The sequence below is a fragment of the Thermopirellula anaerolimosa genome, assembly GCF_054657335.1.
Map to the genome: position 1 here is coordinate 525,988 of NZ_BAAHYX010000004.1, position 13,417 is coordinate 539,404.

Genomic DNA, 13,417 nt, shown 5'->3' on the forward strand with positions numbered 1-13,417 from the left:
GACCGCAGTCACGACGACACGGTTCGTTCGCTCGGAGACGGCCTTGTGCCGGCCGGTGTGGACGCTTAAGGTTCGCCGCGATCCCGAAGCGTGCTTCGGCTTGGCCCCGCCAACCGCGGCCAAGGACCCAAGATGCGAAGATTACCCCTTCGCGCCGGTCGAATCGGCCGCGTGCTCATGCTCGCAAGCCGAAGGTCGCTTTTCCTCCGACGCCTGCATTGCCTGCTCGCGGAGACAGTTCTCGCAAATGCCCGTGATCAACAGTCGGTGAGAAACGGCATGGAAGCGGTGTTCTTGCGAGACTTGCTCTCGAATTTCGTCCAGCAAGGGCGTATAGAACTCGATTAGGCGGTGGCAGGCCTGACAGTAGAGGTGGTCGTGATCGGGGTATCCGTAGCCGTGCTCGTAGACATAACGATCCCGTAACGTCATGCGGCGCAGCAAGCCCGCCTCCACCAACTCTCCCAAGGTTCGATAAACCGTCGGCCTGCTGACTTCGCGGGAATTCATCCGGTCTCGGAGATGGGCCATCAAATCATCCGCGTCGAAATGATCGTGATGGCTGAAGATGGTGGCGACGATCAAACGCCGCTGCGCGGTGATGCGTTTCCCCCGGGCGCGGAGAAACTTTTCAAACCGCTGCTCGGGCGACTCCGGCGGGTTGACCGGTTGCAAGGGAAAAGGGCTGTCGCTCACCCGATTTCATCCAACAAACGTTCGACCGCGATTTGCAGTTTCTCTTCGGTTTCGTAGCTGCCGTTGGCGATTTCGGCCTTGATTCTGGCGATGCGATCCCACCGGACGTCGGGCAAATCGTGAACTTTATCGAGAAGCTGGGCCGCGTCGGAAAGCTGCAACTCGTCCTGAATGGGCGAAGCGTTTGCGACGGCCTCGGGCCGCGCGACGCGGCCATGCGGCCCGTGCAAAGGCTGAGCACCGTGGATGTGCGACGGACCGTGAATTTGCATGAGCAATCTCCAAGAGTCACAATCCACACCCCGCCCGACGCGAAGCCGATCTCCGCACATCGCGATCAGGAGAGGATCGGTTAACGAGCGCGGTGAAGGAACCGAAGCACCGCACTCTTTCTCCATAGGAACTATACTCTAAATCTCACTTGGCCGCCATAGCATCCGTCGAAGTCCCCGCCGCCGAACGCATCGTGAAATCCGACGACGTGATCGTGCGTCGGTTCGCGGCCGATGGAGCATCCGGGAAAAGCCGTTCCGTGGCAGGTAGCATCTCGCTCCGCATTTACAATTTCGGCCACAGGTTGCAGTCCCAAACAGCATTCCCTCCGATCGGCCTGTAGTAACGGTGATTCCGCTTGGAATAACGCATCGCGTTGCGCCGCCGCGAACCCGGATTGCGGTCCACAGCGACGGCGCCAAACCGGCGATCCGCGAGGGCGAATCTCGGTCTGCGGTTCAGCCCGACCCGAGACACCCTTGAGTTGCGGTTGTACGTTCCCGGTCGCCGCGTCTCAAGACCGAAACTTTGATTTCGAACAAGTGTTTCAACTTTAGAAGACCGACAGACCGCGTCGCCGGGAGCGACTTGGGAGCGGCCCTTCGGAATCCTCGTTTTCCCGTTCAGTACACACCACCAGCCCGTGGTGATCAGGCCCGACGAGACGGTTTCCGTTTCGCCGGGCCGCCTTTTTCACCGCCCTCCGTTCCTCTTTTCCGCTACCTGCACCTATACCGACCTCAGATTGGCACAAAACAACCGGGCCGTTAACTAAAGAATTCCGGAAGCAAATGCATCTCAAGCTTCGAACACACCGGGGCCTAAAACGCGAAGAAACCATTCAACCGGCCCTTACCCAGACAACCCATAACTACCATCCTTGCTACATTCTTCCAAATGATTTCAAGGTGAACCTTTTGCATAATCCATCCGTCCAAATTGATGGAAAGGCAAATCAACGGCTAAATCGGCCGATGACAAATCATGCGGCAAGAGATTTGCAGCGAGTTATCTCAACAGGCGGAATGCCCGCTGCATTCGCGAGACGCGAGGAACCCACAAGGATTGCGAGGCCCAATCGTCTCACAACCATGCGGCGGACACCCCTCCATAGAGGAATATCCTGGATTGACCAACCTCGGGGGTTCCAAATGCTATCCGCGAGAGCGTGTTTCGATTAGGATGGAAGTGGTAAAAGCACTCCAGCGGCGGATTGTCGCCGAGACCTCGGGCAGGTGAACGAGCATGAAGACGACCAACCACGATTCCGGCCGCCTCATCAGCCGTGCACACGAAGAGTGCGACGAGCCGATTCGCGTCTCGGCCAAGGCATTCCTGGCTTTTCAGGCACACATACAGGCTGAATTGGACGCCTTAGTGGCTGAATACGGCAATCCGCGGCGGATTCTGCGCGCAGATCGCAAACGCTCCTCCGAGTCCGGCAAGTCGCACGAAACGCCGTGATGAATGGGAGCGTGCTCGCTCTCCGTGCTTTCCGGAGGGCCGTACACGCTAATACCCAATCCGAAGTCGCCCTGCGGTATTCAACCGCCGGGGACTTGCTTGAGCAACTCTTCCATCCAGGCGGCCTTGGGATCCTGCGGCATCTCCGGCCAAAGCCGCAAGTTGCCTTCGCTTTGAGTCGCCGCGTAGCATCGCCGGATCACCGCTTGGTCATCGCTGCCGGCAACCCGGCACCAGAGAGGTAACGGAGCGGACAAACTCAACAATGCCGGCAAGTCGCCGAACTTCGCGGCGGAGGGCAAAAAGTCCGGATCGTCCATTTCCGTCACGTGTACGAATCGGAAGTCGCCGTCATCGCACACGGCCAGATCGACAGCCTCGCCTGCTTGGACTCGGGCGGCGGCTACCCAACGGCCCGCTCCCTCCAATCCGATCATCCAAAGCTTGTCGGTCGGATAGCGGTCTCGCAGGTAACGCGTCACGCTCAGCAAATCGTGGACTCGTTGAGCAAACAAGGGAGGATTATAGCCGAAGGTGAAGCCGGCAAAATCATCGGTCTTGACCAACCTGGCCCTTTTCCATGGTTCGCCGTCGCTCGTGAATTCACCCTGACCGAACGTGTCGACGGCCACCACTTTGATGCCCGCTTGCAGGAATCGCTCCACCAAGGGTACGGGTTGGTTCGCCCCCGCCCAAATCGCACGTTTGCCTTCCGCGGAGACCCACACGACGGTCGCGCCCGTGGGCTGTTCGGGCACCAATTCCAGAACCGGGACGCATTCCTTGCGGCTCAAATTCCGCACCAATCGCCGTTCGACGCGAAATCCTTCCCCCGCTTCTTCTCCTAAACTGTCACAGGCGATTTCTTCGGATTTCGGCATGGGTCGGCCGATGATCACATCAAAGGCCCCGCCGAGGATGCGACGATATTGCTCCCAGCTCTCCGCATCCGTAGGGAGCAGGGACTCCATTTGCCGCCGATTGATGTCCTGCCAATTCGCCAGGAACGCCGTTTCCCAATCCTCCCCGCCGGCCGGAACCGGATGATCGCCGTCCCAAACCGACATCTCCTCCCGCGTGAGTGGTTGGAAGTCCTCCTCGACGATCGGCTCTTGCAGCCCCAAGCCGAGATGTCGATTCATCCAGCGGTACATCACCCCTCGCGACACGTAGTTGTAGTTGTGAGGAAATTGAAGCAGAGGCTCGGCCATCACCAATTCCGGCACTCCGTACAGCGTGTAGAGCTGACGCAACTCGGGCAGTCCCTTGGTTGCGATTTCCTTCGTCCAGTCGTCCGCGGCAGTCATACCGAGCGGCTTGGGCGCGAAAAGTCCCGCGAACTCCACGTTGCCGGTGTCGATGCGAAGATAGCACGCATTTTCGCAAGTGCAGCCCCCTTGCATCGCAGTGGAGACCATGACCGCCGGAAACGAGACCTTCGGACGCGGATCCACGGCACACACTAGGAAGGTTTGCGTGCCGCCCCCGCTGGCGCCGGTCACGCCGATTCGCGAGGCGTCGACGTCCGGCAGGCTGCACAAAAAGTCCAATGCCCGAATGGAATTGAACGTCTGTAAACCGAGCATGTTTTGCCCCAGCAATTCCGCTCGAGGGCTGAAAAAGCCCCAACGCTCGGCGGTGTTGAGGTGAGGGCGTATGCCGGGACGGTGCGGCATCTGTCGGCTATCGGCGTAACCGATCATGTCGTAATGGAAAACGACGCAGCCCATTCGGGCTAGCTGCATGCATCGGGCTTGGATGGGGAATCGACCACCCACCGGGAATCGCTCCGCGCCGCTTTCGATATCGCGTGCGACCTGGGCCTCGCCGGAGTCGTAGAATCTGCCGTTCGGCCAATGTCCGTGGGGCGACAGCACCGCTGGATAGGGTGCCTTGCCTCGCGTCGGTCGATAAAGATTTCCCGTCACATAGAAGCCCGGCAGCGACTCGAAATAGACCTTCTCCACCGTGTAGTCCCCGCGATCGATCTTGCCGTGAATAACCGGCTGCAACTCCGGTCGCGGCGGCATCGGCCACAGACCGGCGGCCACAAGGATCTGACGCCTCACCCGCTCACGGCGTGTCTCCCAGGTCGCCAAATCGCTGGGCGGTTGGAACGGAAAATAGCCGTCCAATGTCTTGAGGTCGCCCAATCGGGCATCCTCGTGGACCGCCCCGTTCCATTTTTGAGCCTGAGAGTCGTTGTTCCCAGCGCTGGGCGACTCCGCGTAGGCCCTACCCACGGACAAAGCCAAGACTCCAATCCCAACCGTCGCCAATAAGATGGTCGGCAACGCTCCCGCGATCTTCCGTCGCCCCGCCCCGACGCCGTTAGCAAAGCCTCGCGATCGATGATTCCTCGCCATCGAACATTCTCCCCTGAGCTTGCAACGCGGATTTAGACAACGTCCGGCGAAAAGTATACGGGGGCCGCCGGCGCTAATCAACCGACGAAGAAGCAACCCTCGACCCACGCGTTGAAGCGACGATGGTCCCGAAGAATCGGCGGGCAATTTTAAGAAATGGGTGCGACGTTCTGCGGAGGACTCCTCTCTCCGCCGCGCGATTCGGCAAGAGTCGGCACGGACATCGACATACCGACCGCGCATGAATAACCGAATACCCGCCTATTACGCGGTATCGGATCGCTTCGTCAAAGAAGCGGCCCCGGCGGCGGGAGGCGCCTCGCTAGGCATTTGCTCAGCCGAACTCGGCCTTGCGCCGTTCCAGTTGCTGTTGCAATCGCTGGACGATGGCGCTGTGCATCTGGCTGACGCGGCTTTCTGAGAGATCGAGCGTGGCGCCGATCTCTTTCATCGTCAATTCTTCGTAGTAATACAGGATGAGAATCAATCGCTCGTTGCGATTCAGACCTTTGGTGATGAGGCGCATGATGTCGTTTTTCTGAATGCGCCGCGTGGGATCTTCACCTCGTTTGTCCTCGAGGATATCGACTTCGCGCACCTCCTTGTAACTATCCGTTTCGTACCACTTCTTGTTGAGGCTGATGAGATTGACGGCGCTGGCATCCAGCTTCATCTTCTCCAACTCGGGCACCGATAGTCCCAACACCGCCGCCAGTTCTTGGTCGGTCGGTTGCCGCCCCAGCTTGGCTTCCAAATTCCGCGTAGCTTCGTTGAGTTTGCTGGCCTTGGAGCGGACCAAACGCGGCACCCAGTCCATGGATCGCAATTCGTCGAGCATGGCCCCGCGAATCCGCGGAACGCAATAGGTCTCGAATTTGACGCCGCGGTCCAAATCAAAGGCGTAGATGGCGTCCGTCAGGCCGAATACGCCCGCCGAGATGAGGTCGTCGAGTTCCACGCCCTCCGGCAAGCGTGCCCAAATTCGTTCGGCGTTGTACTTGACCAACGGCAGATAGATTTCCACCAAGCGATTGCGTAGGGACTGATTTTCGGGGTTTTTCTTGAATTCAATCCATAGTTGCTCCACATCCTCGGGAGCGGTCGTGGTAGGCATGGATTCCTCCCTGAAGGTGCCGTCCTGTGTTTTCTGCAATCCATTTCGCCGAACCGCCGCGACAGCCCTCTTCCCCGGTCTTGTCGTGGCGAAAGCACCAGCCTTGGGACGACTCATCCGTGTCTCTCCCGGGTGGTGAAATCAATCGAAACAGCCTTGCCTCAACGCAGTGGGCGCGGCCCCACAAGCCCCTATCCGCCGCGCCATTTCGCCGCCGTCCAGTCTTGCCGCCCCGCGGTTCCGGTTGGTCGTGTGTTTTTTCCGGTCCGGCGTGCTGTTATCGGCCACCGGTGGCGACCAGCCTCTTTCCTAGCTCGCTACGCATTTCCCGGCTTAGGCGAGGAATCCTGAAGACCTTTTCCCGATCTTGCCGCCAACTCGCCCCGCAATCGCTGCTCGACCGACTCTCGGACGCTGCGTTCGGCGACCGCTCCGATGATCGCTCCCAGCAAGGCGAATCCCCAAAGACTCAACCAGGCACGTAACAGCACGTCGTCCGAAGGCGCACCGTGGATCAGTCCGTGAATCAAGACGCAAGTCATGGCCAGCGGACCGAGAACCCCGGCATAACGGCGTGACACGATCCTCGACCTCGCCCCAGGGGTTATGCGCCGCCCAACGTTCGGCGGCGGCTGAGTTCTGCGTGATAACGCGGCGCCCGGCGGATGACACAACGACATTTCCATCATCCAACCGTTGCGCCCATTCTGTATCGGCTGAACAACCCTTCTGCTTGAGCGAATTCGAAAGATCGTGCATGGCTTACGGTATCTTCACAATCGCTTTATTCGTTGAAGCGCCTGACTATGATGCTCTCGCCTGCCAAGGCCCTTCCTCTGATCCTTGGCCGCGATTTTCGCGGAAACTCAGGCCGCGCCCGCGTGCGGAGGTAATAGCCGATCGTGCGAGTCCTCGCCGTGTACGGCGACATTGTTCGCGCCGCGTCCGATCCAGACTTCGAGCAGGCGATCAACCACGTCATTCAGGCCGCGTATCCATTGTTCCGCCGCCGACCCTTCCGCCCATTCCGTCGCCAAAGGCACGTCGTGCCCGCCTTGGAGACGTCCCAAGCCCGGCAAGGCCTGAAGAGCGGCCTCCTCCGTCACCAGCGGCAGTCCCGCCCAAACCGGTATCTCAACCGCCAAGAATCGTCGGGTCGCGGTCTGAACCCGCGCCGCGGCCTCGGCCAGCGTCATTTCCTCCGACACGCCGTTGAAGACGACCGCCGTCCGCTCCAACGCCCCGGCCTTGTGGGCGGTCTTCAGCCAGGCATACGTTCGCATGAGGCCCGGTGCATCCGCGGGCGCCACAAGCAAAATCCGTCCGTCGAGTAAACGCGGTCCCACGTCTTCGGGCGACACCGCTCCCGCATCTCGAATACGAATTACCGTTCCGGCCAGGGCCGCAGCACCCTGCGGCGCTGGGCATCCCGGCCTGGAAGCCGCTTCCGGGACCGTGTGGGAACCGCCGGCAGCAGACCGGTGCTTGAGATTGCTAGCATGGCTTGCGAGCGCTACCGTCGACACCGGCGCATCCGAGATGTGCTCCGCAATCAACGCGGCCTCGCAACCACGTCTTCGCAATACGTCCGCCAGTCCCAGCGCCACCGTAGAAGCCCCTGCTCCATCCCGTGCCCCAAAAACTGCGAGTATTGGGCATGACAACTCCGATGGAGCAGCCTGCTTCAGGGCGTTCCGGCGGAGTACCAGTTGTCGAAGGCGAAAAGCTTGATCTTGCTCCACGTGCACGCCGCACCTCGAAACCGCACCATGTAATCAGGAACAAGTCATCATTCGTCGTCGGCTCGATGTATCATCGCGGCCATGTCGCCGGTCGCGTGCCCGGGCAAACCGGGGGCGGACGACGGTTTTTTGCTTCGTTCGTCATGCTTCTGCACCGGAAAGATCTTCCAGTCGCAGAATCATGCGGGCCAATTTTCCTGCGTCGGCCACCTCGATGTCGTCCGGAACATTCTGTCCATTCGTCAAATAGCTCAAAGGCAGTCGCCCCTCGCTCAGCACGGGCAATAGTCCGCCCAACGACGGTGCTTCGTCCAACTTGGTGAGAAGCAGCGCGGTGGGCGACGCCGTTTGGAAGTGGTCGATGATCTGCCGCAGCGCCCGCGGTCCGATCACGCTGCTAACCACCAGGTGGACCTCGTCGGCGCGAGCTTCGGTCAGCAACGTTCGCAATTCGCGGATTTTGATTTCATCCTTGGGACTGCGGCCCGCGGTATCGATCAGCACCAGGTCCAATCCGGTAAAGCGTTGCACGGCTTCGCGCATCTCGCGCGGAGTGGAAACCACCTGCATCGGCAGGTCGATGATGTCGGCATAGGTGCGAAGTTGCTCCACTGCGGCGATTCGGTAGGTATCCACCGTAATCAACCCGACCCGGCGATTCTCCCGCAGACGAAAATTGGCGGCCAGTTTGGCAATCGTGGTCGTCTTCCCGACGCCGGTCGGCCCAATCAAGGCGGCCACGCGACGCTGCCCTCGGCTTAGCCGAATGGGACCGCACACTGCCAATTCGCTCTCCAGCATTCGCCCGATGCGCGACTTGAGCACGGACGGATCCTGGATGCGGTCGCGGAGGGCGTCGGATCGGACCCGCTCCACCCAATCCCGCGCCTCTTCCTCGCTCAAATCCGCGTCGATCAGGTCGGTGTAAAGCCGAAACAAGGAATCCGGCCAATCGTGTCCGGCTTGAGATCCGTTCCGACGGCACAACTCGTGCAGCATGTGCTCCATGCTTTCCAGCCGATTACGGACCTCGTGCACCGATGCTTCGCCCCGAAAGGCGAGACTTCGCGTCTCCGAATTGGGGGACTCCAGCGACAATCCCCCCTCGCCGAAGTCCGCCCGATTGCGCATCATCCCCGGCGGCGATGGCTCGACCGGCGGCAAACGACTGGGGACGTTGACCCCCGCCGAGGCCGTCACCTCGATCTTGCGAGGACCCGGCAACAGGCCGAACAGGCGCGCCGTCCGAACCTCGCGAGTTCGCAAAATCGCCGCATCGGGTCCCAATTCACGTCGCACAAGAGCCAAAGCCTCATGCATCGTATCGGCGCGAAACGTATGCACTTCCATCGTCCGTGTTCCGATCTCCAACTTTCCTGGACTCATTCCGACCCCGGGGCCATCTCGCTACCATCCCCGAGGAGGTCTCCCGTCGGCATCCGCCTGCTTCCGTCCTCCTCAAATCCGCGAATCGCCCTTGCCCCCATCGTCAGGGAAGATCTCGGCTTCCGAATTCTCCCCCTCAACGGATATCCGGCACCATGGCCACGGATTCGATCCTCGTATCACGCGTGATCTCGTTGTAGCTCAGCACGACCAGTTGCGGCAGATAACCGGAGGTCATCTCCTTGAGCGCCGCCCGGATTTGCGGGTTCACCAGGACGATCGGCGGTCGCTGGGCCGACGTCAACTTGCCGATTTCCTGGGCCAAGGCCCGGCAAATCGATTCGATCACCTGCGGGGGCATTCGTATGAACAGTCCGCGTTCTGTATGATCGAAGCCCGAGCGAATCCGATCCTCCAGCGCGGGATCAAGCGTTACGACCGTCAGGCGGCCTTCGGCATCCCGGTAACGCGTACAAATGGTCCGGGCCAATCGCGCTCGCACGAATTCCGTCAGCAAGATGGGATCCTTGGTCCGCGGTGCATAATCCCCCAACGTCTCCAGGATCAGGCTAAGCTGGCGAATGGGAACCTGCTCCCGCAGCAAAAGCTGCAATATCTGCTGCACCTCGGCCAAACGCATCAGGTTCGGAATCAAATCCTCCACCACCGCGGGCGAGGTCTTCTTGAGTTCGTCGATCAAGTGCTTGGTAGCGTCGCGGGTGAGGATTTCGTCGGCGTGCCGGCGTATCGTCTCGGTCAAATGCGTGGCGATCACGGCGGAAGGCTCCACCACGGTGTAACCGTACATCTCGGCCCGTTCTCGCTGCGACGGTTCAATCCACAAGGCGGGCGATCCAAACGCCGGATCCTTCGTCTCGATGCCCTCCACTTTGCCGCCGGTCACACCCGAATCCATAGCCAAAAGCAAGTTCGGATACACTTCTCCGGCAGCGACGGGGGCTCCCTCGATCTTGATGCGATACTGATGCTGATCGAGTTGGAAATTATCGCGAATGCGGACCTTGGGAAGAATGATCCCGATCTCCGCGGCGACATTCTTGCGAATGCGGTGAATCCGTTCCAAAAGGTCGCCGCCACGTTTGGGGTCCGCCAAGCGTATCAGCCCCACGCCAATCTCCACTTCCATGGGATTGACGATGAGGTAATCCTCGATCTTCTCCTCGGGAGGCTTTCCCGCTTCGGCTTTCTTCTTGGCCTCCTCCGACTGCTTCACTTGATTCGTCTTGCGAGTAAGAATGACGGCCAAGGCCGCGCACCCCGCCGCCAGCGATAACAGCGGGATTGCGGGGAGTCGCGTCAACACCAAAAGCCCTAGGAAGGCGGCAGCGACGATCATTGTTTGCGGCCTGCCGAACATCTGTCGCAGTAGTTCCGCCGGCAGGTTGACCTCGTTGCTGCTCCGCGTCACCAAGAGACCGGCGGCCACGGAAATCAAAAAAGCGGGGACTTGGCTCACCAACCCGTCGCCGATGGTCAACTTGGTGTAAATCTCGGCGGCTTCCGCAAAAGAAAGGCGTAATTGGACGACCCCGATGAAGAACCCGCCGATGATATTCACTATCGTGATAATAATTCCGGCAATGGCGTCGCCCCGCACGAACTTGCTGGCACCGTCCATGGCCCCGAAGAAATCCGCCTGCCGCGTGATTTCTTCGCGCCGCCGCTGAGCCTCGTGCTCGTCGATGATCCCGGCGTTCAGGTCGGCGTCGATGGCCATCTGGCGTCCCGGCATGCCATCCAAGGCGAATCGGGCCGCTACTTCACTGATTCGCGTGGCGCCTTTGGTAATGACGACGAATTGAATCACTACAATGATCAAAAATATAATAATTCCGACGACGATCTGATCGCCGGCTACGAATTCACCGAAGGTCCGCACAACACTGCCCGCCGCGTTTAGGCCGTCGCTACCGGCACGGGTGAGAATCAACCGCGTCGTCGCCACGTTCAGCACCAGTCGCAACAGGGTGCTCGCCAAGAGCAGGGAGGGAAAGATACTGAATTCCAGCGGTGCTCGAACGTACACCGTCGTCAACAACATGATGACGGCCAACGTAATGTTCATGGCCAACAAGAAATCCATCACGGTGGATGGAAGCGTCACCAAAAGCACCAGCACGCTGACGATCAAAGCCACTGGGAACACTAGTTCCTGCGGCTTGACGACCGCCCAAAGACTCGTGCGGGCAAGGGGACTTCCTGTAGCCACGATCGGGAAAGCCTACTGGGATGACAACGGCCCTGGAGGAGCCTCGCTGAAGTGTGCGAAAAACCGATAACTGTGCGCGGCCTGCTACGGCCGACCGCTGCTTTGCGAATCGTGCGGGACGATACTGCAATTTGGGCCAAAAGTCCAGTCGAGTTCGCCCCTCTCACCTTACTCGCCCGCCCCCGCTTGCCGCCGCAACGGACGTCTACCCGAACACACGCTTCGCCCGGGTTCGGCCATGATGAGACCGCCCAGCTAACCGCATGCCTCTTATTTCCCCTAAACCATTTATTTGAAAGCGGGTCGAACTTCTGCGGACTGCACGGCGGAATGCGGATTTGCTTGGGTTTTGGTCTTGCGTCGCGTTTCTCCCGGAGCAGGACTGCATTCCAACCGATAACACGGAATAAGCCGATTCCTCCACCTCACCACCGTTCTTGCCCCCGAGTTGACAAGATGGGGAACGTGGAGTAAATCACCCGAACACTGCCACTCGTGAGCTCGCAAGGATCGAGTGCGGCGGCATCGTGGGGTTCGAGAGAAGATTGGAAGAATTGCGATTTTCGGGTAAGTTAAGGGAGTTCGCTTTCCAACCTGGTACAACACGTAAACAACCTTCCTTGGCGGCAACGGCGGTCGTCCCTTCCCACGGTCCCGACGAGGCGAACAACCGGAAGCCGAGGTCGCCTGTCAGCCGTCACAGTTTCGATCGCCGCATCACCGCCGTCGGCTGAACGCCGTCGTACAGCGGTTCTCGCAACATTTCAACGGATCAGCGTGAAGCATGTCGGAAGAAAGCAACCGGAGTGAGAACATCGGCGGTTATCGAGACCGTCCATGGATTCCCCGTTTTTGGGATGGAATCACCTTCCTCCCTTGGATGCGGATACTGGCTGCCCATCGCTTCCGCATTGCGCCGAGTCGCATCGGCATGTCAGTACTGATTGCCTTGATCGGCCTGTTGAATTCGTTTCTCGCCGCGGTCCAGGGACTGCTTTTAGGGCGCCGCATTCGCCAAACGGCATTACAAGGCGATCCCATCTTTATCGTCGGTCACTGGCGGTCCGGCACCACGCTGCTCCACGAGATGTTCATCGTCGATCAGCGCCACGGGTACACCGATAGTTATGCTTGCTTCGCGCCGAACCATTTTTTGATCTCGCGTTGGTGCCTGGCGCCCCTGGTGGGGCTTCTCATGCCTAAGAAGCGCCCCATCGACAACATGCCCTTCGGTTGGGAGCGACCGCAAGAGGACGAGTTCGCCCTGTGCAACATGGGCCTGCCCTCCCCTTACCTCAGCCTCATCTTCCCCAATGAACCGCGGCGCTACGAGCGATTTCTATACATGGATAAGCTGACCGCGGACGAGTTGCAGAATTGGAAGCAAGGCTTCTTGCACTTTTTGAAAAGCGTCACCCTGCGGGAGAATCGGCGCATCGTCCTCAAATCCCCGCCTCACACGGCGCGCATCCGCGTCCTCTTGGATATGTTCCCGAACGCCAAGTTCGTCCATATCTACCGCAATCCGTACTCCCTCTTTCCGTCGACCATGAATCTTTGGCGCCGACTCTCGCGAGACGAAGGCCTTCAAATTCCGACGCACTACGGCCTGGAGGAATACATCTTCGAGACCTTTGAGAAGATGTACCAGCGTTTCGAAGCCGATCGCCCTCTCATTCCGCCCGGCAATTTCACGGAAGTCAGCTACGAGAATCTCGTTTCCGATCCCGTGGGAGAAATGAAGCGCATCTACCGCGAGTTGGGACTGGACGGCTTCGATTCGGTCCGCGAGGGCTTGAGCCGGTTCATTCGGGAAAGGTCGGGTTACCAACGTAACCGATTCGAACTCGATGCCGCCGTCAAGCACGAAATCGGCCGACGCTGGCGATTCTTCTTCGAACGCTACGGCTATCCGATCGACGAGTGTTGTGGGGTGAACGCTGCGCAACCCGACTCGCACGAGGCCGACGCCGAGAAACCCTCATCTTCCGGCGGTAAGGACTGTGAGATTCAATCCTTCGCCACGGCCCCCGACGATGTTCCGCCGCGGCGCCAACCATTGCAGCGCCCCTGGAAGACGACCGCTCGACCACGTTTGCCTTGATGCTACCCGGACAACATACGATCCGGACAACAGCCTCCGTGG

Annotated in this window: 10 protein-coding genes; 2 read left to right on the forward strand and 8 right to left on the reverse strand. The window is 59.7% G+C overall.

Going from position 1 to position 13,417, the window contains the following annotated elements; translation table 11 throughout:
- Positions 1–141: 141 nt before the first annotated feature.
- Both ACYQ6J_RS02640 and ACYQ6J_RS02645 read right to left on the reverse strand, forming a co-directional pair.
- The gene (locus tag ACYQ6J_RS02640; RefSeq protein ID WP_460182644.1) at positions 142–696 is read right to left on the reverse strand and encodes a Fur family transcriptional regulator; all 555 of its coding nucleotides are present in this window, start codon (positions 694–696) and stop codon (positions 142–144) included.
- Positions 693–968 carry a flagellar biosynthesis anti-sigma factor FlgM gene (locus ACYQ6J_RS02645; RefSeq protein WP_460182645.1) on the reverse strand — a complete coding sequence of 92 codons (276 nt, stop codon included), beginning with the start codon at positions 966–968 and terminating at the stop codon, positions 693–695. The genes ACYQ6J_RS02640 and ACYQ6J_RS02645 overlap by 4 nt, the downstream gene beginning before the upstream one ends.
- 1,246 nt (positions 969–2,214) lie before the next feature.
- On the opposite strand from ACYQ6J_RS02645, the gene ACYQ6J_RS02650 reads away from it, so the two are divergent.
- Positions 2,215–2,433 (forward strand): hypothetical protein, encoded by a 219-nt coding sequence (locus ACYQ6J_RS02650; RefSeq protein ID WP_460182646.1) that lies wholly within the window; start codon positions 2,215–2,217, stop codon positions 2,431–2,433.
- An 80-nt stretch (positions 2,434–2,513) separates the two neighbouring features.
- On the opposite strand, the gene ACYQ6J_RS02655 is transcribed toward ACYQ6J_RS02650, so the two are convergent.
- The 6 genes from ACYQ6J_RS02655 to flhA form a co-directional block, all read right to left on the reverse strand.
- Positions 2,514–4,799, reverse strand: coding sequence for an acetylxylan esterase family protein (locus ACYQ6J_RS02655; protein ID WP_460182647.1), 2,286 nt, complete (start codon positions 4,797–4,799; stop codon positions 2,514–2,516).
- A 334-nt stretch (positions 4,800–5,133) separates the two neighbouring features.
- Entirely contained in the window at positions 5,134–5,913 is a 780-nt protein-coding gene (locus tag ACYQ6J_RS02660; RefSeq protein ID WP_460182648.1) for a FliA/WhiG family RNA polymerase sigma factor, read from the reverse strand.
- A gap of 317 nt (positions 5,914–6,230) precedes the next feature.
- Positions 6,231–6,494, reverse strand: a complete 264-nt coding sequence (locus ACYQ6J_RS02665) for a hypothetical protein (protein WP_460182649.1) — start codon at positions 6,492–6,494, stop codon at positions 6,231–6,233.
- A gap of 285 nt (positions 6,495–6,779) precedes the next feature.
- Positions 6,780–7,196: a hypothetical protein gene (locus tag ACYQ6J_RS02670; RefSeq protein WP_460182650.1), complete on the reverse strand. Its 417-nt coding sequence runs from the start codon at positions 7,194–7,196 to the stop codon at positions 6,780–6,782.
- Positions 7,197–7,796: 600 nt separating this feature from the next.
- Positions 7,797–9,005 (reverse strand): flagellar biosynthesis GTPase FlhF, encoded by a 1,209-nt coding sequence (flhF, locus tag ACYQ6J_RS02675; protein ID WP_460182651.1) that lies wholly within the window; start codon positions 9,003–9,005, stop codon positions 7,797–7,799.
- Positions 9,006–9,177: 172 nt separating this feature from the next.
- On the reverse strand, positions 9,178–11,271 hold the full coding sequence (flhA, locus tag ACYQ6J_RS02680; protein ID WP_460182652.1) for a flagellar biosynthesis protein FlhA: 2,094 nt from the start codon (positions 11,269–11,271) through the stop codon (positions 9,178–9,180).
- A gap of 784 nt (positions 11,272–12,055) precedes the next feature.
- Here flhA and ACYQ6J_RS02685 point away from each other — a divergent pair.
- Positions 12,056–13,375: a sulfotransferase family protein gene (locus ACYQ6J_RS02685; RefSeq protein WP_460182653.1), complete on the forward strand. Its 1,320-nt coding sequence runs from the start codon at positions 12,056–12,058 to the stop codon at positions 13,373–13,375.
- The last annotated feature ends 42 nt before the right edge of the window (positions 13,376–13,417 follow it).